Annotated in this window: 18 protein-coding genes and 2 pseudogenes; 5 read left to right on the forward strand and 15 right to left on the reverse strand. The window is 61.1% G+C overall.

All coding sequences use genetic code 11. The annotated features are described in order from the left end of the window. The first annotated feature begins 105 nt into the window (after positions 1–105). A complete protein-coding gene (gene proP / locus ACF8E5_RS12930) occupies positions 106–1,608 on the forward strand; it encodes a glycine betaine/L-proline transporter ProP (RefSeq protein ID WP_392475376.1) in 1,503 nt (500 codons plus the stop codon). Here the strand turns inward: proP and ACF8E5_RS12935 are convergent, their stop codons facing one another. From ACF8E5_RS12935 to ACF8E5_RS12965, 7 genes are all read right to left on the reverse strand, one after another. Further along, entirely contained in the window at positions 1,609–2,310 is a 702-nt protein-coding gene (locus ACF8E5_RS12935; protein ID WP_392475377.1) for a YoaK family protein, read from the reverse strand. A 15-nt stretch (positions 2,311–2,325) separates the two neighbouring features. Beyond that, the gene (locus ACF8E5_RS12940) at positions 2,326–2,949 is read right to left on the reverse strand and encodes a riboflavin synthase (protein ID WP_058605453.1); all 624 of its coding nucleotides are present in this window, start codon (positions 2,947–2,949) and stop codon (positions 2,326–2,328) included. A gap of 76 nt (positions 2,950–3,025) precedes the next feature. Next, positions 3,026–5,092, reverse strand: a complete 2,067-nt coding sequence (gene treS, locus ACF8E5_RS12945; RefSeq protein ID WP_392475378.1) for a maltose alpha-D-glucosyltransferase — start codon at positions 5,090–5,092, stop codon at positions 3,026–3,028. Positions 5,093–5,379: 287 nt separating this feature from the next. Then, positions 5,380–6,228, reverse strand: a complete 849-nt coding sequence (locus tag ACF8E5_RS12950; protein WP_058638277.1) for a TIGR03915 family putative DNA repair protein — start codon at positions 6,226–6,228, stop codon at positions 5,380–5,382. Continuing rightward, complete coding sequence (locus ACF8E5_RS12955) at positions 6,219–7,439, reverse strand: putative DNA modification/repair radical SAM protein (protein WP_023533877.1); 1,221 nt, start codon at positions 7,437–7,439, stop codon at positions 6,219–6,221. The genes ACF8E5_RS12950 and ACF8E5_RS12955 overlap by 10 nt, the downstream gene beginning before the upstream one ends. 217 nt (positions 7,440–7,656) lie before the next feature. Then, positions 7,657–8,901, reverse strand: coding sequence for a saccharopine dehydrogenase family protein (locus tag ACF8E5_RS12960; protein ID WP_196127536.1), 1,245 nt, complete (start codon positions 8,899–8,901; stop codon positions 7,657–7,659). Between the two features lie 33 nt (positions 8,902–8,934). After that, positions 8,935–10,032 (reverse strand): carboxynorspermidine decarboxylase, encoded by a 1,098-nt coding sequence (locus ACF8E5_RS12965; RefSeq protein WP_058605458.1) that lies wholly within the window; start codon positions 10,030–10,032, stop codon positions 8,935–8,937. Between the two features lie 193 nt (positions 10,033–10,225). Here ACF8E5_RS12965 and ACF8E5_RS12970 point away from each other — a divergent pair, with 193 nt between their 5' ends. Then, positions 10,226–10,435: a DUF2945 domain-containing protein gene (locus ACF8E5_RS12970; protein ID WP_197844072.1), complete on the forward strand. Its 210-nt coding sequence runs from the start codon at positions 10,226–10,228 to the stop codon at positions 10,433–10,435. 130 nt (positions 10,436–10,565) lie between these two features. On the opposite strand, the gene ACF8E5_RS12975 is transcribed toward ACF8E5_RS12970, so the two are convergent. The 4 genes from ACF8E5_RS12975 to yghU form a co-directional block, all read right to left on the reverse strand. Further along, positions 10,566–11,486 carry a pyridoxal-phosphate dependent enzyme gene (locus ACF8E5_RS12975; RefSeq protein ID WP_058605460.1) on the reverse strand — a complete coding sequence of 307 codons (921 nt, stop codon included), beginning with the start codon at positions 11,484–11,486 and terminating at the stop codon, positions 10,566–10,568. Next, the gene (locus tag ACF8E5_RS12980; protein ID WP_392475379.1) at positions 11,483–12,157 is read right to left on the reverse strand and encodes a transcriptional regulator; all 675 of its coding nucleotides are present in this window, start codon (positions 12,155–12,157) and stop codon (positions 11,483–11,485) included. The genes ACF8E5_RS12975 and ACF8E5_RS12980 overlap by 4 nt, the downstream gene beginning before the upstream one ends. An 81-nt stretch (positions 12,158–12,238) precedes the next feature. Continuing rightward, positions 12,239–13,942: an amidase gene (locus tag ACF8E5_RS12985; protein WP_392475380.1), complete on the reverse strand. Its 1,704-nt coding sequence runs from the start codon at positions 13,940–13,942 to the stop codon at positions 12,239–12,241. A 350-nt stretch (positions 13,943–14,292) separates the two neighbouring features. Further along, positions 14,293–15,132: a glutathione-dependent disulfide-bond oxidoreductase gene (gene yghU, locus ACF8E5_RS12990; RefSeq protein WP_058604069.1), complete on the reverse strand. Its 840-nt coding sequence runs from the start codon at positions 15,130–15,132 to the stop codon at positions 14,293–14,295. A 190-nt stretch (positions 15,133–15,322) separates the two neighbouring features. Here yghU and ACF8E5_RS12995 point away from each other — a divergent pair, with 190 nt between their 5' ends. Next, on the forward strand, positions 15,323–16,366 hold the full coding sequence (locus tag ACF8E5_RS12995) for an alpha/beta hydrolase family protein (protein WP_392475381.1): 1,044 nt from the start codon (positions 15,323–15,325) through the stop codon (positions 16,364–16,366). Here ACF8E5_RS12995 and ACF8E5_RS13000 read toward each other — a convergent pair. Together ACF8E5_RS13000 and ACF8E5_RS13005 are read right to left on the reverse strand one after the other, a co-directional pair. After that, positions 16,348–17,934: an ABC-F family ATPase gene (locus ACF8E5_RS13000; protein WP_023533837.1), complete on the reverse strand. Its 1,587-nt coding sequence runs from the start codon at positions 17,932–17,934 to the stop codon at positions 16,348–16,350. The genes ACF8E5_RS12995 and ACF8E5_RS13000 overlap by 19 nt on opposite strands. 35 nt (positions 17,935–17,969) lie before the next feature. After that, positions 17,970–18,425 (reverse strand): annotated as a pseudogene (locus ACF8E5_RS13005) (tyrosine-type recombinase/integrase); the annotation flags it as partial. 3 nt (positions 18,426–18,428) lie between these two features. Here ACF8E5_RS13005 and ACF8E5_RS13010 point away from each other — a divergent pair. Together ACF8E5_RS13010 and ACF8E5_RS13015 are read left to right on the forward strand one after the other, a co-directional pair. Beyond that, positions 18,429–18,632: pseudogene (locus tag ACF8E5_RS13010) on the forward strand (glycoside hydrolase); the annotation flags it as partial. Beyond that, complete coding sequence (locus tag ACF8E5_RS13015) at positions 18,629–18,958, forward strand: DUF2514 family protein (protein ID WP_145256018.1); 330 nt, start codon at positions 18,629–18,631, stop codon at positions 18,956–18,958. The pseudogene ACF8E5_RS13010 and the gene ACF8E5_RS13015, both read left to right, overlap by 4 nt. Before the next feature lie 63 nt (positions 18,959–19,021). Here the strand turns inward: ACF8E5_RS13015 and arsH are convergent, their stop codons facing one another. Together arsH and ACF8E5_RS13025 are read right to left on the reverse strand one after the other, a co-directional pair. Beyond that, the gene (gene arsH / locus ACF8E5_RS13020; protein ID WP_058638269.1) at positions 19,022–19,723 is read right to left on the reverse strand and encodes an arsenical resistance protein ArsH; all 702 of its coding nucleotides are present in this window, start codon (positions 19,721–19,723) and stop codon (positions 19,022–19,024) included. Between the two features lie 12 nt (positions 19,724–19,735). Further along, positions 19,736–20,206, reverse strand: coding sequence for an arsenate reductase ArsC (locus ACF8E5_RS13025; RefSeq protein ID WP_326383711.1), 471 nt, complete (start codon positions 20,204–20,206; stop codon positions 19,736–19,738). Between the last annotated feature and the right edge of the window lie 20 nt (positions 20,207–20,226).

Here is a 20,226-nt window from a genome sequence, read left to right on the forward strand (position 1 = left end):
GCATCCCACCTTGTGCCTGCTTTCACAAAAAAACGCTAAGCGCTGAATTATTTAGTGTCCCTTTGTATCTGATCCCTTAGAGCAGTCACCGTCAGGGATAAATAAATGAAATCTCGCAAGAAAAGGGTTCAGCCGATTGGCCTGAAGGACATCACCATCGTCGACGACGCCAAGATGCGTAAGGCCATTACCGCCGCTGCGCTGGGCAACGCGATGGAGTGGTTCGACTTCGGCGTCTATGGCTTCGTCGCCTATGCCCTGGGCAAAGTGTTCTTCCCCAATGCCGACCCCAGCGTTCAAATGATTGCCGCGCTGGCCACCTTCTCCGTGCCGTTCCTGATCCGACCACTGGGTGGGTTGTTCTTCGGCGCGCTCGGCGACCGCTTCGGGCGACAGAAGATTCTCGCCGCCACCATCGTCATCATGTCCTTGAGCACATTCGCCATTGGCCTGATACCGTCCTATGACAGTATCGGCATATGGGCACCGATCCTGCTGTTGCTGGCCAAGATGGCCCAAGGCTTCTCGGTAGGCGGTGAGTACACCGGCGCGTCGATCTTCGTGGCCGAGTATGCACCTGATCGCAAGCGTGGTTTCCTGGGCAGCTGGTTGGACTTTGGCTCCATCGCCGGCTTCGTCCTGGGCGCCGGCGTGGTGGTGATGATCTCCACCGTGATGGGTGAAGAGAAATTCCTTGAATGGGGCTGGCGCTTGCCGTTCTTCCTGGCTTTGCCGCTGGGTATGATTGGCCTGTACTTGCGTCACGCGCTGGAGGAGACCCCAGCCTTCCAGCAGCATGTCGACAAACTGGAGCAAGGCGACCGTGAAGGCCTGGCTTCCGGGCCGAAGGTGTCGTTCAAGGAAGTGGCGACCAAGCACTGGCGTAGCCTGATCACCTGCATCGGCGTGGTGATCGCGACCAACGTCACGTACTACATGCTGCTCACCTACATGCCCAGCTACCTGTCCCACAACCTGCATTACAGCGAAGATCATGGTGTACTGATCATCATCGCGATCATGGTGGGCATGCTGTTCGTGCAGCCGATAATCGGTCTTCTGAGCGACAAGTTCGGCCGTCGACCCTTCATCATCCTGGGCAGCGTCGGCCTTTTTGCGGCGGCAATTCCTGCCTTCATGCTGATCAACAGCGGTGTGCTGGGCTTCATCTTCGCCGGCTTGCTGCTGATGGCCGTGCTGCTGAACTTCTTCATTGGCGTGATGGCATCGACCCTGCCAGCGATGTTCCCGACGCATATCCGCTACAGCGCCTTGGCCAGTGCCTTCAACATTTCGGTGCTGATTGCAGGCCTTACCCCGACTCTGGCCGCCTGGCTGGTGGAAAGCTCCAGCAACCTGTACATGCCCGCCTACTACCTGATGGTGATTGCCGTGATTGGTTTCATCACTGGGGTGACCATGAAAGAAACGGCCAACAAGCCGTTGCGTGGCGCGGCGCCAGCAGCGTCTGACATCGACGAGGCTCGCGAACTGCTTCAGGAGCACCACGACAATATCGAGCAGAAGATCGAAGACATCGATACCCAGATCGCTGAACTGGAAGCCAAGCGCAAGCTGCTGGTGCAGCAGCATCCACGTATCGATTGATCAGCGGGGCATGTAGCGTCGCTGCCAGGCACGAGGGATGAACAGCGACACCAGGGTCAGCAGGCAGGTCAGCACACAACTGCCGACCATAGCCTGCAGCCCTAGGTGTTTCTGCAACCAAGCGCCACATGCTGCTCCCAGCAGCATGCCCAGCCAAGGCACCAGTTGCACCCGCCAGCCATGGCGGCGAGCGCCCAGCATCCAGTGGCCCAGGCCACGGCCAAATCGCGAAAGGGCACCGGTAACATAGGTCAGGCCAATCGGCAGACCGTTGACCTGCTCAACCACGGCATTGATCATCCCCATCGCCAGTGTGGCGGCCAACAAGAGTATTGAGGTATCCGGCGCTGGCAGCATCCCCGCAAACCCAAGCAGCACCGCTACCACCAGCAGTACGGGCCAGGCACGGCGCCGGCACTTGTGCGCCAGCACCACACCCAAGGTATTGCCAGCCACGAAGCCCAGCAGCGCGCCTGCCAGGCGCAGGATCATCGGGCCATTGACGTCGTTGATGGCGACGGCAAGGCGCGTGGTGTTGCCGCTCATGAACGAGACGAAATCGCCCAAGGCCAACAAACCGATGGCATCGGTCATCCCTGCCAGTACCGACAGGCCGGCCACCAGACCGAGCCCTACGCGGCCTCGTAACCGGTGGACACGACGGCGCCTGGAACTAGGTGTGGCTGCGGCGGCAGGTAGCATGTGCAGTCCTCGGGTCTACCGTTGCTCGCGGGCCAGGGTATTGCGAATGGTGCGCTCCACGACATCGACCAGCACCATGGTGTGGTGGTCGACTTCGATATTGAGCAAGTCGCCTTCCTGATAACGGGTAAACGTGGTCTGGCGCAGGGTTTCTGGAATGAGGTTGACAGTGACCACGTTGTCCTCGATGTCGGCGACGGTGAGGCTGCAGCCATTGACGCCAATGAAGCCGCGGGCAAAGACGTACTTGGCCCATTCAGGCGGCATGCGGAACTTGATGTATGCACCGGTGGCAGCGATGGAGATGTCTACGATGTCTGCAGTGGTGGCGATGTGGCCAGCCATGAGGTGGCCGCCCACCTCTGCGTTCATTTTCGCCGAACGCTCGATGTTCACTCCTTGGCCGGCCTGCAAACAACGCAGGTTAGTGCGCTCCAGCGTTGCCGTCATGGCGTCGAAGCGGACGCGTGTGCCTTCGATCTCGGTGACCGACAGGCAGGTCCCTTCAACGCTGACACTGGCACCGATCTTCAGATCGTCGAGCAGTGCCGGGGTGAGGTCGATGGTGAACTGGTTGTGGCCAGGGTGACGGGCTACATCAAGCAGAGGGCGGACGGCCTGGACGATGCCGGTGTACATTGCGTTGCTCCTGGGCACGGGTAAGTTGACTTGCGCAAACTATGCCCAGGCGCCCGCAAATGCAAGTCACCGCACCTCAGACGTGACCACTGCTGTTGACGATGCGCAGGCACAACGCCTCATAGGGGTCCAGATTAACCATCAAGCGTCCGTCCTCGGTCAAATCGCCCTCGACCGTTTCGTTGATCATGTCCACCACAGGACCTGGCGTGAAACCGGTCAGTTGCAGCTCCTCACTGATTTCGTCCTGGCTGAAGTTCAGGGCGGTTATCTGGATACCGCGCCCTGCAGGCAGTTCATGCACCATCACCAGCAGGCCAGGCGAGGTCACGTCGGGCACCAGCAGTTGCCGGCTAGTGGCGATGCCATATGCCTGGCGAACCGCGAGCAGCTTTTTGACCTTGCTGGCGAACGAGTCACTGCGCTCGAGTTGTTCATCAAGGCTGCCGTACAAGGCACGGGCACGCGGCATACCGCGCACTGAGGCCTGGGCCTCTGGGTCCAGACCTGCCAGATCATAACCGCCGCGGTGTATCCAACGTGTGTCGCCGTCGGTCATCCGCTCAGCCACCGCTTCGGCAGGCAAGGGCAGGGCACCCACCAGGTCCCAACCGGATATGGCCACCACACCAGGCTGCATGGCGTTGTACATCACCAGCAGCAGATGCAGCTTCTGAATCGATTCAACTTGCTCGGAGGTGATGTCATCAAGCTCCCGGATACCCAAGGCAGCGGTGATCAAGCTGGCCGTGGTGCAAGAGATGCCATTGGTGACGAACCGCAGGTTGTAAGGTGCATGCTCACCGGACAGGCGCTCGTAGATATCCTCCCGGATATGCTCGCGCAAGATGCTGCCGGGCAAGGTCTGGCCCTTGTACAGGTACATGTCATGTGCATGCAGGGTCCAGAAATGCACCAGCTCGACCGTCAACTCATCATGGTTTTGCAACGCATGAATCAGCGAGGCTGGGTCGATGCCGAAGGCGTGCATTTCCTTGAACATCAAGCGCAGGAATTCGGTATCGCCGGTCAGTAGCGCGTGCTGATAGGCCGGTCGGGTAATGAAGTCGTAGGACAGGTCGGCCCCGCCGCTGGACATCTGGGCGATGTCATCGAGGGTGAGGTTCAGCTCCTGGAAGCTGAACCCCCCTGCCTTGCGGATCATGCCACCGATCAACTGGTTACCGACCAGCGACAAGGGGTGGCTTTCCGACCAGGCGGTGCCGCTGGCGCGTGTTTCGACACCCAGGAAACCATTGGCATCCAGGCGCAAACCACGTGCGCCCAGGCAGTCCAGGGCATGCAGGGCATCGCCTATGATCATCTGCTGCGCCGTGAAGGTCGGGTCGAGCCAGTTCAGGGAGGGTTGACCGTCCTTGAAATAATGCAGGTAAACCCACCGGCGGGTCTTGCCATCCACGCCCGTGATTGGCGCCGTGGCGCTCCAGTCGGTCTCCTTGACGCCCGGCTCGAAGAAGATCACCCGTTGTAGCTGACCGACGATGTAGTGGCGTGCCTTGAGCTCGTCGCACTGAGCGGGGAGCAGGTTGACCGAATCGCGGCCTTCGGGCACGTCAGGAAGCAGCCCCCAATCCTCTTCACGGATCTCGACCATGTGGTAGAGGCCTGGGTAGGGCGCCAGCCCCAGCTCGGCCAGGCGGAAATCGGCGCCTTTGCCGGTGTGCGACGGGATCAGGTCATCGATGGTGACGGCATTGTGGGCGGCGGCCATGCGGCTCATCTGTATCAGTTCCTGCTCGGTACCGTAGAGCGGGTCGATGTCAAAGCTGATCCGGTCGAAGTTGCCGTCCACGCTCGGCGTAAGCTCGCGCCCGCTGATACCGCCGGAACGCTTGATTGGCCCGGTGTGGACACCTTGAATACCAATTTCTGACAGGCGCTTCCATAGCGCTTCATGGGCCAAAGCGCCCAGCACCGAGCAACCGTCGGGCGCGATGATCGCATCGGGGTAAACCGTCAGCCAGACCGAAGCGATTTCTGTCGCACGGCGCGGCTGGGCCAGGGCGTAGGGCTGTTGCCACAGTCGCGCTTGCCCGGAGTACAGGCTGGCCCGCTCCTGGGATGCCTTCAGCATGGAGCGTTCTTCAAGCCACTTGACGTATGACGGGTCGGGTTGGGTCATCTCGCGTCCTCTTTGCGTGTCGGCACCGGCTCAGGTTATGACGGCAGGGCACGCGGAACGTTCGGCTCAACACGTAGTGCTGTTCACTTAAGATCGTTGGGGCCGTTTCACGGCCCATCGCGGCACAAGGCCGCTTCCACACTGTCCTGTGAGCCCTTTGACTCAAGCGTCACGCAGTCAGGGTGGGAGCGGCCTAGTGCCGCGATGGGTCGCGAAGCGGCCCTAAGTGAACAGCATTACGGCTCAACACGGGGTTTGTGGCAGGCGCGCTTTTCGGGCTCCGGCAGTCAACTGTTCCGCGAGGCCTTGTTGATCTGCTTGCCAGCCTGGGCTGCGACTTCCAAGGCCTGGCCGTCCCGCTGCTTGCCTTGGCGTGCCAGGCCCTCGAGTTGAGGGATAAGCATCCCTTCTGGCAAGTGGCGCCAGAAGCGGCCAGGCATGTGCAGGCGCAGGGCATTGGGGTTCAGGCGGGCGGGGTTGAAGGTGTGGCGGTAGTAGGTTCGCCACAATTCGGCGCCAGGGTCTTCTGCGTGCTGCGCCCATTGCCGCCAGAGCTCCGGGCATTGCCGCTGATAGTCGAAGCGGCGGCCGTCATAGCGGATGCCATCGCGTGGCGTCGCGATCAGCCACCGCAGCCGCCCCAGCCTGTCGGCAAAATGCGGGCTGGCGCTTTGCAGAATGTCGTGAGCAGGTTCGTGAAAAGCGACCAGGTCCAATTGCAAGTGCTCGACCAACGCTTCAGGCAGCGGCACGAACCGCAAAAACGCATGCAGGTGATGGGCTTCGCGGCTGACTTGCTTGATGCGTCGATGCAGCTCGCTGCCCAGCCGATCACCGGCCAGCATCGCCGTGCGGTCGCCGTGAGCGACCCGCCACAGCACTTCGTACAACAGATTCCACCGCTGCTCGCCGTGATAGCGTGCCGCTTCCTCCAGTTGACCGAGCAAGGCCGCCGGCACCTTCGCCCGAAACGGGCCCGTACCGGCCGGCAGCGTGGTGGTGTCGGCCAGCATGTCGGTCATGGGCCCTTGGGACCAGGTGACTTGTGACGGATCGACGCCATGGCTCAGCAAGGCTCTGGCCTGATCCCGCCAGACGCCGAACAGGTCATCGCAATCGAGCGCTATCACCCCCATAGCCCCATTTGAACCGGTGCCTGTGGTTCACGCAGGCGGGCACGCAGCAGGCTGCTGCGAAGGTCGGCCTGGGCAGGGCGATAATCGCTGGTCACGATAAAGGGCCGGGCCTTGTCGAGCACGCAACGCAGCTGGATCAGGTCGTCATAGCGGATACGCCGCTCACGGCGCAAGGCGACCAGGCGCTGCACGCTGCGCAGGCCTATGCCTGGAATGCGGGCGAGCAGCGCGGGCTCTGCGCGGTTCACATCCAGCGGGAACACTTCGCGATTGGCCAGCGCCCATGCCAATTTGGGATCGATATCCAGCGCCAGGTTGCCGGTTTGTCCCAACAGCTCGCCGGCCTTGTACCCGTACCCGCGCAAGAGAAAATCGGCTTGGTACAGGCGGTGTTCACGCAGCAGAGGCGGGGCGGCCAGTGGCACGCTGCCAGGGCTGTCGGGAATGGGGCTGAAGGCTGAGTAGTAGACACGTTTGAGGCCGTACCCCTGGTACAGCGATTCGGCATTGCGCAGCAGTGTGCTGTCGTCAGTACTGTCAGCCCCGACGATGACCTGGGTACTTTGACCGGCAGGGGTGAAGCGCGGGGCGCGAGGCTCGTTGGCTACCGCTTGCTGCCCTTGATGAATCACGCCCATGGCTTGACGGATGGTCGATGCTTGCTTTTCCGGTGCCAGGCGCTTGAGGCTGTCGTCGGTAGGCAGTTCGATGTTGACGCTCAAGCGATCGGCCAGACGGCCTGCTTCTTCGATCAACAGCGGATCGGCGTCCGGAATGGTCTTGAGATGGATATAGCCACGGAAGTTATGTTCTTCGCGCAGCAACCGCGCGACCCTGATCAGCTGCTCCATGGTGTAGTCAGCCGAGCGGATGATGCCCGAGCTCAAAAACAGGCCACTGATGCAGTTGCGCCGGTAGAAGTCCAGCGTCAGACGCACCACTTCTTCAGGGCTGAACCGTGCGCGGGGCACATTGCTGGAGCGTCGGTTGACGCAATACTGGCAGTCGTACAGGCAAAAGTTGGTAAGCAGAATCTTCAGCAGAGACACGCAGCGACCATCTGGGGTGTAGCTGTGGCAAATGCCCATGCCGTTGGTAGCGCCCAAACCGTTGCCGCCACGCGAGCTGCGCTTTGGCGCACCACTGCTGGCGCAAGATGCATCGTACTTGGCGGCATCGGCAAGAATGCCCAGTTTGGCGATCAGTTGCATGACTCTTACCTGTCGTACTGAATATTCATACAGTATTGAGGGCTAAGGTCAATTGCAAGTGCTGAACGCCGCCTGGCGAAATATCCGAGCAGATTCCTAGGTTATCCGATGAGTGGTTGATGGCGCGGGCAGCTACTGGGTTTCAGCGATCGTGAAAGACATGGTGGGGTTTGTCGATAAAAGAAGAGGGCGCCTCGAAGGCGCCCTCTTGGGTGAATCAGGCTTCAGCGTCCCACGGACGGTCGCCTTTTTCGTCCTTCACACGGGTTGGCAGGCCCATCACGTCCAGCGTCTTGAGGAACGGCTCGGCAGGCAGCTCCTCGACGTTGACCATGCGCTTGGCATCCCACTCGCCGCGAGCCACCAGCAAGGCAGCGGCTACCGGTGGTACGCCAGCGGTATACGAAATACCCTGGCTGTCCGTTTCGGCGTACGCCTCCTCGTGATCGGCCACGTTGTAGATGAACACTTCACGCGGTTGCCCGTCCTTGGTGCCCTTGACCAGGTCACCGATGCAGGTCTTGCCGGTGTAGCCAGGCGCCAGGGACGCTGGATCAGGCAGCACGGCCTTGACCACTTTCAGCGGTACCACTTCCAGGCCTTCTGCGGTCTTGACCGGCTGCTCGCTGAGCAGGCCCAGGTTTTTCAGGACCGTGAACACATTGATGTAGTGCTCGCCGAAACTCATCCAGAACCGGACGTTGGGTACGTTCAGGTTCTTGGAGATGGAGTGCACTTCATCGTGACCGGTGAGGTACAGGTTTTGCGAACCCACCACGGGCAGGTCATCGGTGCGCTTGACTTCGAACATGGTGTTGCTGGTCCACTGGCTGTTCTGCCAGCTCCACACCTGCCCGGTGAACTCGCGGAAATTGATTTCCGGGTCGAAGTTGGTGGCAAAGTACTTGCCATGCGAGCCTGCATTGACGTCGAGGATGTCGATCGAATCAATGCGGTCGAAATACTGCTGCTGCGCAAGCTTTGCGTAGCTGTTGACCACACCCGGGTCGAAACCGACACCGAGAATGGCCGTGATGTTCTTGGCCTGGCACTCTTCGAGGTGTTTCCACTCGTAGTTTCCGTACCATGGCGGGGTTTCACAGATCTTGCCCGGCTCTTCGTGGATGGCAGTATCCAGGTAGGCAGCGCCGGTATCGATGCATGCACGCAGCACCGACATATTCAGGAATGCAGAGCCGACATTGATCACGATTTGCGATTCGGTTTCGCGGATCAATGCCTTGGTCGCCTCGACGTCGAGGGCATTGAGCGAAAAGGCCTGGATGTCGGCGGGTACCTTGAGGCTACCCTTGGCCTTGACGCTGTCGATGATGGCCTGGCATTTGGAGATGTTCCGTGACGCGATGGCAATACGACCCAGTTCGTCGTTATGCTGCGCGCACTTGTGGGCCACCACCTTGGCGACACCTCCTGCACCAATGATAAGAACGTTCTTCTTCAATTTACCTGTTGCTCCTTACAGACGAGGCCTGTCTTACGACAGGCTGGAAACGTAGTCTTCGAAACCGAACTCGCGCACCACCTCGACGCTGCCGTCGAGTTGCTTGACCACGATGGATGGCATCTTCAAACCGTTGAACCAGTTTTTCTTGACCATGGTGTAACCCGCAGCATCCACGAAGGACAGGCGGTCGCCGATCGCCAGTGGGCGTTCGAACTGGTATTCACCGAAAATATCGCCGGCCAGGCACGATTTGCCGCATACCATGTAGGTGTGCTCACCGTCGTTGGGCGCCATCTTGGCATTGAGGCGGTAGATCAGCAGGTCGAGCATGTGCGCTTCGATCGAGCTGTCGACCACGGCCAGGTGCTTACCGTTGTACAGCGTGTCCAGCACAGTCACTTCCAGCGAAGCGCTCTGGGTGATCGCGGCTTCACCTGGCTCCAGGTAAACCTGTACGCCATAGGTTTGCGAGAACGCCTTCAGACGCGCGCAGAAATCGTCCAGCGCATAGCCTTCGCCGGTGAAATGGATGCCGCCGCCCAGGCTTACCCATTTCACTTTGTGCAGCAGGTGGCCGAAACGTTCCTCGATGCGAGTCAGCATCTGGTCGAACAAGGCGAAGTCGCCGTTCTCGCAGTTGTTGTGGAACATGAACCCCGATACCTGATCGATTACGGTTTCGATCTTGGCAGGGTCCCATTCCCCTAGGCGGCTGAACGGGCGTGCCGGGTCGGCCAGCTGATAGTCCGAGCTGCTGACTTGTGGGTTGACGCGCAGACCCCGTACCTTGCCTTCGGACTGCTCGGCGAAACGTTGCAGCTGGCCGATGGAGTTGAAGATGATCTTGTCGCAGTTCTCGAGCATCTCCTGGACCTCGTCGTCGGCCCACGCCACGCTGTAGGCGTGGGTTTCGCCGGCGAACTTCTGGCGGCCGAGCTTGAGCTCGTACAGCGAAGACGACGTGGTGCCGTCCATGTACTGCTGCATCAGGTCGAACACCGACCAAGTGGCGAAGCACTTGAGCGCCAGCAGCGCTTTGGCACCCGAGTGTTCGCGCACATAGGCGATCTTCTGCATGTTGCTCAGCAGCTTGGTCTTGTCGATGAGGTAGTACGGCGTATTGATCATTTAGAGGCCCTCGGCAAGGCCGGCCAAAAAAAGGACACGCATTGTGCCTTCACTCGCCGCAGACCGAAAGGGTGCAATTGCATTTCGTCCGGGCATCGTTGCCGTGACTGAATCTTTTTATGCTCGGCGTGCTCAGTAGAACAACGACAGATGACACTCTCAATCCTCCCGCGCAGGTTACAAGGAGAAATCGATGAGCAATACATTCAAGAAAGGTGACAAGGTGCACTGGAATTCCGAGGCCGGGGTCGTACACGGCACCGTAGAAAAAGTGCATACCCAGGACGTCGAGTTCATGGGGCGTCAGCGGCATTGCTCAAAAGAGGAGCCACAGTACGAGGTCAAGAGCGACAAGACCGGGCACATGGCCATGCACAAGGAGCAGGCATTGAAGAAGGGCTGAGAACACAGGTTATTGCGTTGATGCTCAGTTGCCCGTGTGTATCACGGGCTTTTTTTGGGCCGTGTCTATACGTGCAGAGTGCAGCGGGGTTATGCAAGGAGCGGTTCATGACCGCTCCCGGCAGGCTGGTTCATGCCTCGAGCGCTGCACGCCATGCCTGGATCTGCGCCAAGGTAGCCGTGGCGCCCCCGCACACGACCACCAGTACATTGCGGTAGCTTGCCAGCGCGCTGGCCTCATACCCTACCGCCAAGGCGGCGCCGCAGGCGGGCTCGACCAGCAGGCGGTGATCCAGCAAAAAGCGCTCGCACGCCTCCAGGGCCTGTCGGTCACTGACCAGCAGGCTTTGCACGGGGTGTTGCTGGGTACAGCGAAACGCGTGCTCGGCTACCTGTTTCGCGCCCAGGGTGGTGGCAATCGTATCCAACCGCTCCAAGGTCACCAATTCGCCGGCTTCGATGGCGGCATGCAGGGAGGCTGCGCCATGGGTTTCCACGGCCAGGATCGGCACATCGGCCCAGCCATTACGTTGTAGCCCCTGCACGACGCCGCTCAGCAAACCCCCGCCGCCCACCGAAAGCACAACCGCATCGGGCTTGATGCCGGCTTCGGCCACCTCATCGACCAGGCTGGCATGGCCTTCCCACAGCAAAGGGTCGTCGAACGGGTGAATGAACGCGGCATCGTCACCCATCAGGCTCAGCGCCAACGCATTGGCCTCCTGCCAGGACTGCCCGTGGACGATGACCTCAGCGTGCTCAAGACGCAGCAATTCCTGGGCACGCACGGTGGTGGTCTCGGGCACGACCACGGTCACGGGAACGCCGAGCTTGCGCCCGACATAGGCGACGGCGAGCCCGGCGTTGCCGCCTGAGGAAGACACGAACCGTTTCGCGCCGCGGGCATGGTGGAACTCACAGGCGTGGGCGACGCCGCGCAGCTTGAAGGAGCCGCAGGGCTGCAATGCCTCGAGCTTGAGCCAGACAGTGCAATCGGCAGCCAGCGACAGTGGGCGTGATTCGATGAGGGGGGTACGGATGTGCAAGGTCACTGGGAGGCTCCGCGCAAATGTTCGAGGTAGTTGTAGACGGTATAGCGGGTCACGCCGAGGGCGTTGGCCGCTTTCTCGACGCCGCCCTTGACGATGAACAGCCCGCGTTCCTGCATCACGCGGACCGCTTCGATCTTGGCTTGCCGGGTCATGCGGCCTTGGCCGGTGTCATGCAGCGCCGCCTGGATGATCTCGCTCATCAGCGCCTCCATGTCCGCGGGCTCTGCCGCTGCGGGCGAGCTGCCCATGGGCGCGAAGCTTTGTAGAAAGCCCATGGCAGCGTCCAGGCCGGTGACATCGGTGTTGACGCAAAGGCTGGCGAAAGGGTGGCCAGCGCTGTCGCTAAAGATCGCGGTAGCGCTGCGCAGCGTGCGGCCCTTGATGGCGGTCGGATAGTCGGGCAGCACAACGGGCCCACAGCCTTGCTGATCGGCCGCGGCCTTCAGCAAGGCTTGCAGGCCCTGATCCTGCTCCGGCACAGCCAGGATAGGACTGCCCACCTGCCGGCCAGAAAGGTGCCCATTGACGATGGCCACGACGGACCGCTCGGGCTGGTCCAGGTCGTGAAGCAGAATTTCGGTGTTGTGAGTGACGACACTGCCCAAGGCCTCGATAGAGGCTTTGAGCACGCTCAAGGTCAAGCGGCGTTCATCTTCGGGCAACAGGGCCATGCGAACTCTTCAAATCAACATTTTGTGCATATTTACACATAATGTTGATTTGCGCGAGTTGACTGGCGCTTACCTGTGCTTTCAGCCCAAGGCTGGGGTGCGTGGTGGAATGATCCGTCGTGAACCCGTGGCTTCGAACGCTGCGGCAAAGCTCAACAGTGCATTATCACTGTAGGCCCGCCCCGCGAAGGTCAGGCCTACCGGCATACCAATGTCGCTCATCACGCCCATGGGCACGGTGACCGTGGGCACGCCCAGGTGGCGTATGGCCAGGTTGCCGTTGGCCACCCACACGCCATTGCTCCAGGCAATGTCAGCCGACGCCGGGTTCACATCAGCATCGGCAGGCCCTACATCGGCCACAGTAGGGAACAGCACGGCATCCAGCCCAAGGGTTTGCATCCAGTCTTCCAGGTCGATCTTGCGGGTCTGTTCAAGGCCACGCAGGCCGTCAGGCAGGGTCTCGATCTGATCCCACGTCTTCAGGCCGCGCTTGGCCATGGTGACGTACTCGTCCATGCCAGCGGCCAGATCATCCTCACGGTTAGGCAAAGTGCCGGGGTCGTGTGGGAAGATTTGCGGGCCGTCCACATCCGCCAGCCGATTGAGATTCGGATCGTCGTTGGCACGCAGGAAATCGTCGAACGCCCAGCCGGAGAGTTCCCACAGCTCATCGTGCAGGAAAGCCTTGCTGACGATGCCACGGGTGTAGACGGTGGGGGCGCCGGGGCGGTCGCCTTCGCAGTTGGAGACCAGCGGGAAGTCGACTTCCACAACCTGCGCACCGGCGTTTTCCAGGGCTTGGCGAGCGTGCTGCCAGAGCGTCATGACACTTGCCCGCGTATGGATACGCTGGCCAGTGGGGCCGCCGATACCCGGCTTTTCCGACGTGCCCGCGTGCTCATCGGCGTTGATGTACATGCGCGGTACGCCAAACTTTTTGCCTTGCAAGGCGGCGGTGCCCGCTGCCAGGTCGAGGTAGCTGGCTGGGCGTACCTGCGAGGGCTTCGGGATCGACACCCAAGGCTGCAGCCGCCACAGGTCACCCCGGGTATCAGGGTCATCGGCCACGACCACGTCGAGAATTTCCAGCAGGTCATGCATGGTGCGGGCGAATGGCACGACCACATCCATCGTCGGCGTGAGGGGCCAGTTACCCCTTACCGAAATGACCCCGCGTGAGGGTGTGTAGGCGCACAGGCCATTGTTCGACGCAGGGCCGCGGCCGCTGGACCAGGTTTCCTCGGCCAGACCAAAAGCGCTGAAGCTCGCAGCTGTCGCGGTACCGGCACCGTTGGAAGAGCCTGAAGCGAAGGGCGCGGTCAGGTATGCCGCATTGTAGGGGCTCTCGGCGCGGCCATAGACGCCGCGCTGCATGCCACCGTTGGCCATGGGTGGCATGTTGGTCTTGCCCAGGCAGATGGCCCCGGCCCCGCGCAGCCGTTCGATGGTGAAGGCGTCGCGCTGGGCTACCAGATGCTTAAAGGCCGGGCTGCCGGACGCTGCGGTCAGGCCTTTTACCAGGTAGCTGTCCTTGGCGGTGTAGGGTATCCCGTCCAATGGCCCGAGCACCTCTCCACGGGCCCGGCGGGCGTCGGAGGCCTCGGCCTCGGCCAGTGCATCAGGATTGCGGACTACCACGGCATTGAGGGCGGTGTCGGTGTCGGCGCCATCATAGGCGTCTATGCGGGCCAGGTAGGCCTTGACCAGTTCGACCGCCGTCGTGCGGCCCGACTCGAGCGCGCTGCGCAGCTCGGCGATGGAAACCTCGGTTACCTCGATCATGCGTTCACCAGAAAATGCAGGTTGGGCTAATGCGGTAATGCTGTTCATCCAGGATCGTTGGGGCCGCTGCGCGGCCCATCGCGGCACAAGGCCGCTCCTACAATGACCGCGTGACACCTGAGTTCATAGGCTCACAGAGCAATGGAGGAGCGGCCTCGTGCCGCGATGGGCCGCGCAGCGGCCCTAGAGGTGAATGGCATCAGGCTGATGCAGGGAGTGTACAAGAAGGTTAAAGCGTGCGCAGGTGTGCGCACGGGCAAACGGGTGCATGCATGCGGGCATTGAGCGAGGACGCTTCGTTGACGCCTGGGCGGCCCCGCAATCAGGGCCGCCCGACATCAGCGGGCCGTTCAGTCCAGGTCCGCTGCCGAATGCCGCTCCGGTACCTGGCTGGATTCATCTCCCCAGGTCCGGTTGACCCGCGTGCCCCGCTGCACGGCGGGCCGTGCAGCGATCGCCTGGGCCCAGCGCTGAACGTTGGGGTATTCGTGAACCGCGAGAAACTCAGCAGCGTTGTAGAGGTTGCCCAGCACCAGCTGGCCGTACCATGACCACACGGCTATGTCGGCGATGCTGTAATGGCCGCCGGCAAGGTAGGTGGTCTCGCTCAAACGGCGGTCGAGCACGTCCAGCTGGCGCTTGGCTTCCATGGTGAAGCGATTGATCGCGTACTCGATCTTTTCAGGGGCATAGACGTAGAAGTGCCCGAACCCACCACCCAAGTACGGCGCCGCGCCCATTTGCCAGAACAGCCAGTTCAGGGCTTCGGTGCGCTCGGCGGCCGTTTGCGGGAGCAGGGCATCGAACTTCTCGGCCAGGTACAGCAGGATGGAGCCTGATTCGAATACCCGCACCGGCGGCTCGACGCTGCGGTCAAGCAATGCGGGGATCTTCGAGTTGGGGTTGACCTGTACGAATCCGCTGGAGAACTGGTCACCCTCGCCAATTCTGATCAGCCAGGCATCGTATTCAGCGCCGGCATGGCCAAGTTCCAGCAGCTCTTCCAGGGCGATGGTGACCTTGACGCCATTGGGTGTCGCCAGCGAATAAAGCTGCAGCGGTTGCTCGCCCACTGGCAGGTCCTTGTCATGGGTAGGCCCGGCGACCGGCCGGTTGATACTGGCGAAGTGGCCCCCCGAGGCCGCTTCGTTGCGCCATACCTTCGGGGGTTGGTAAGCGGGTGTGCTCATGCTCGGCTCTCCACGATTGCGAATGATCGACGACGTCTGATTGACCTGCCTATATGCCATGGGTTCGATGACGCGCACAAACACAGAACGGATCTTCCATGGCGCAGCCGATGTTTCATCGGTTTTTCATTTTTGACGGGAGGGCAGCGATTAAGCTCAAGCTATTCAGTGGCAGATGCGCAGAGCCCCCATGATCCTTTCTCGTTGCTTGCTGGCACTGGCCATGGTCGTTGGCCCGATGGGCGCCGCTGATGCTGGGCCCTGGGTGGCAGGGCTGCATCACATGACCCTGACCGACCCGGTAGACAACCGCCCGATGCAAGCCTTGGCGTTCTATCCCGCCAAGGGGCATACCCGCGCCAGCCACATCGACGGTTACGCGCTGGAGGTGGCTGAAGAGGCGCCTGTGGCCCAAGGGCGTTTTCCGTTGCTCGTGCTCTCGCATGGCAACACCGGTAGCCCACTGGCCTTGCACTATTTGGCAACCTCACTGGCCAAGCAAGGGTATGTAGTGGTGGCCGTGGTCCACCCAGGCGACAATGCCCGCGACCCCAGCCGGCTGGGCACCCTGAGCAATCTGTACGGTCGGCCGCTGCAAGTCAGCGCTGCTATCACCGCAGCGCGCAGCGATGCACTGCTTGGGCCTCGGCTCAATGGCGGGAAAGTCGGATTGATTGGCTATTCGGCTGGCGGCGAAACTGCCTTGATCCTGGCCGGCGCGCGCCCTGACCTTGATCGCCTGCGTGCGTATTGCCTCGAGCGACCGGATGATCACGATGCCTGCAAAACCCACGGTGTATTGATTGCCGACCGCAGCGAACTTTCGCCACAGGCAGACTCACGCGTCGGCGCAGTGATGCTGATGGCGCCGCTGAGCCTGCTGTTCGGACGCCACGCCCTGGTCGATGTGCACCTGCCGGCGCTCATCTACAGCGGCGACAAGGACCAGCTCGTGGCGGTGGATCGCAACGCCCAGGCCCTGGCTCGCAAGTTACCCCTCACACCTGACTACCGCCTGCTGGCAGGCGCCGGTCATTTCGTATTCATGGCGCATTGCGACGCCGAGCAGGCCCTGCGCATGCCGGCGCTGTGCAAGGATGCCGAGGGTGTGGACCGCCGGCACATCCATCGTTCGCTGCAACGCGAGACGGCTGCGTTTTTCGAGCAGACGCTCGATGCGCCGCAGCCTCAGAGGCGTTCAGCGATTACGCTGAATCAAGCCACCACGCCCTGACTGCGCAGGTATTCGTCGTAGGTGCCGCTGAAGTCCACCACGCCATCGGCTGACAGCTCGATGATGCGGGTCGCAAGCGAGGAGACGAATTCACGGTCGTGGCTGACGAAGAGCAGGGTGCCTGGATAGTTTTCCAGTGCCAGGTTCAACGCTTCGATCGATTCCATGTCCAGGTGGTTGGTCGGTTCGTCCATGACCAACACGTTGGGCTTTTGCAGAATCAGCTTGCCGAACAGCATGCGGCCCTGTTCGCCACCGGAGATGACCTTGACCGACTTGAGGATTTCATCGTTGGAGAACAGCATGCGCCCCAGCGTGCCGCGGATCACCTGCTCACCCGATGTCCACTGGCCCATCCAGTCGAACAGGGTCATGTCGTCTTCGAAATCATGGGCGTGGTCCTGGGCGTAGTAGCCCACTTCCGCGCTGTCGGTCCATTTGACTTCGCCCTTGTCCGGGGTCATCTCGCCCACGAGCGTACGCAGCAAGGTGGTCTTGCCGATGCCGTTGGGTCCGATGATCGCGACGCGCTCTCCGGCTTCGACGGTGAAGCCGAGGTCCTTGAACAGCACCTTGTCGTCGAAGGCCTTGGCCATTTTTTCGACCGTCACAGCCTGGCGGTGCAGTTTCTTGGTCTGCTCGAAGCGGATGAACGGGCTGACCCGGCTCGACGGCTTGACCTCGGCCAGCTGGATCTTGTCGATCTGCTTGGCCCGCGAGGTGGCTTGCTTGGCCTTGGAGGCGTTGGCCGAGAAGCGGCTGACGAAGGTTTGCAGTTCGGCGATCTGGGCTTTCTTTTTGGCGTTGTCCGACAGCAACTGCTCGCGGGCCTGGGTGGCGGCGGTCATGTACTCGTCGTAGTTGCCGGGGAACAGGCGCAGCTCACCGTAGTCCAGGTCAGCCATGTGGGTGCACACGCTGTTGAGGAAGTGGCGGTCGTGGGAAATGATCACCATGGTGCTGTTACGCGCGGTGAGCACGGTTTCCAACCAGCGGATGGTATTGATGTCCAGGTGGTTGGTTGGCTCGTCGAGCAGCAGTACGTCCGGGTCGGAGAACAACGCCTGGGCCAGCAGCACGCGCAGTTTCCAGCCTGGCGCCACTTCGCTCATGGGGCCGAAATGCTGCTCCAGCGGAATACCCAGGCCCAGCAGCAATTCGCCTGCGCGGGACTCGGCGGTGTAGCCGTCCATTTCGGCGAACTCCGTTTCCAGCTCGGCGACCGCCATACCGTCTTCTTCGGACATTTCAGGCAGCGAATAGATACGGTCACGCTCGGCCTTGACCTTCCAGAGATGGCCGTGGCCCATGATCACGGTATCGATCACGGTGAATTCTTCGTAGGCGAACTGGTCCTGGCGCAGCTTGCCCAGGCGCGTGTTCGGCTCGAGCATCACCTGGCCGCCAGAAGGCTCCAGGTCGCCGCCCAGGATCTTCATGAAGGTCGACTTGCCGCAGCCGTTGGCGCCGATCAGGCCATAGCGGTTGCCGTTGTTGAATTTGACCGAAACGTTTTCGAACAGCGGCTTGGAGCCGAATTGCATGGTGATGTTGGCGGTAGAGATCAAAGGGCTAACCTATCAGTCACTTACGGGGCTGGATCTCAACCTGATACCGATTTGATACCAATTTTGAGTTTTTCCAGCTCGCTCCAGTCGGAGCTTGAGTTAAGCCAACGAGCATAGGTGGATAGCAGCATTTGAACGCTGTGACCCAGCTGTTGGGCGATAAATGCGGGATTCAGACCAGACATTAAGCATATTGTCGCATACGTGTGGCGGCAGTTATATGGGCGGCGACGTCGAATCCCAAGCTCACTGAGCACCTGTACCCACTGCTTATGCAGGTCAGAGGTCTGCTTGACATACTCGACGCTCTTGGAAGGCGGGAAAACAAACGGCGTTACGGCCACCGCTCCTTTGCCATTCCTGCGGCGATCGGCGTATTGCCTGGCGAACTGGGTAGCACGCAATGCCCGATCGTTCAGCAGCACAAAACGGTCCCTTCCTGTCTTCGTTCTCTCCTCGACCTTGCCCAAAGCGACTGTCCTTCGGACGTGCGTCCTGAGAACCAGGATCGCATAGCCCCACAGCAGATCCGGGGGCGGCGCGCGCTGGATGACATCAAGGCTGGCAGTATTCAGCAAGCGATCGCCAAATGCTCGAACATCTGGACGAGCTTCCCCAGGAACACCTATGGGCAAAACCCGCACCGCCTAGACAAGCTGCTGGGGCGGTGGGTAGAGCTGGGCGGGACCGTGGCATGAGCCCCTGGGTTGGCTTGGCGGCTGCCGTGGTCTTGGTGGCCAGCCACTGGGGCGCCTACGAGCACGGCCGGAGTGTAGAGCAGGCGCAGGCTGGCCAAGTGTCGGCCAAGCGCGATAGCGGCGACCGTCTTGCCGAGGTGATCGGTGAGCGTGACGCTCGTCAGCAGCAACGTCAAGGCGCGCGGGCGCAGGAGGAGGCGAGAGCCACTGCCCATGATCAAAGAGTTGTCGCGGCTGCCGGTGGTGCTAGCGCTGACGCTGCTGGCCAGCGGCTGCGCAGCGACGCAGCCCAGTTCGCTGCCGCCGTCGTCACGAAAGGGGCGTAGATGGCCTGGATCGCCGCAGCGTCATCGGGCCGGGCTTGTCTGACTTCAATGCACATGTCTGCCTCAGATTGAGCGCTGATTTACTCGGACGGAAAGCTGCTCGGCGCTTTCTTTGCGTTCCGAATACCGATCCACCAGAAACTGCTGGCGATCACGTAACAACAGGGTGAATTTGACCAGTTCTTCCATGACGTCCACCACGCGATCGTAGTACGCAGACGGCTTCATGCGGCCCACATCGTCGAACTCCTGATAGGCCTTTGGGAGCGACGACTGGTTGGGGATCGTGAACATGCGCATCCAGCGGCCCAACACCCGCAGCTGGTTGACTACGTTGAATGACTGCGAGCCGCCGCAGACCTGCATTACCGCCAGTGTCTTGCCCTGGGTGGGGCGCACGGCCCCAAGCGCGAGGGGAACCCAGTCGATTTGGGCTTTGAACACGGCGGACATTGCGCCGTGACGCTCCGGCGAGCACCAGACCTGGCCTTCCGACCACTGCACCAGGTCACGCAGCTCCTGCACCTTGGGATGCTCCACCGGCACGTCGTCAGGTAGCGGCAGACCAGAGGGGTTAAAGATGCGGGTCTCTGCGCCGAAGTGCTCAAGCAGGCGCGCTGCTTCTTCCACCAGTAGGCGGCTGAATGAGCGCTCGCGGGTCGATCCGTATAATAAAAGGATGCGCGGCTTGTGCTCGCTGATAGAGGTTGTCGCTGTCGGTAGGTCAAACAGCGAGAGATCGAGATTAGGCAGTTGATCGGACATGCTTCCTCCTGGTTACAGAGCGCCAATGCGATCCAGCTCGCGTTTGAGTTCGTCGCGGCTAAGGGTGCCAAAAGAAAGGGCGAAGAACGCCCGGCAGCGTAACTCGATGCGAGCCAGCGTGGCGCGGAATGCTGCTTCGACCGATGCATGGTCAGCCACGACATCGGACGGATCCTCCAGCCCCCAGTGAGACTTCAGTGCAGGGCCGAAATACACCGGGCAAGCTTCACCTGCTGCCTTGTCGCACACCGTGATGACGATGCCAGGAGGACAGTCCACGAACGCGTCATTGCCCTTGCTGCTCAGCCCTTCGGTTGAGATGCCGGCATGCTGCAAAGTGGTCAGGGTACGAGGCAACACTTGGCCCTTCGGAAAACTGCCGGAACTGACGGCTTCAAATCCGGGAGGCGCCAAGTGACTGAACATTGCCTCGGAAAGGATGCTGCGGCAGCTATTGGCCGTGCACATGAACAGGACTCGCATGGGGGCTCCTCCGCTTCGTG

The sequence above is a fragment of the Pseudomonas sp. WSY_20 genome, assembly GCF_043104335.1.
In the GTDB taxonomy this organism is placed as follows: domain Bacteria; phylum Pseudomonadota; class Gammaproteobacteria; order Pseudomonadales; family Pseudomonadaceae; genus Aquipseudomonas; species Aquipseudomonas parafulva_B.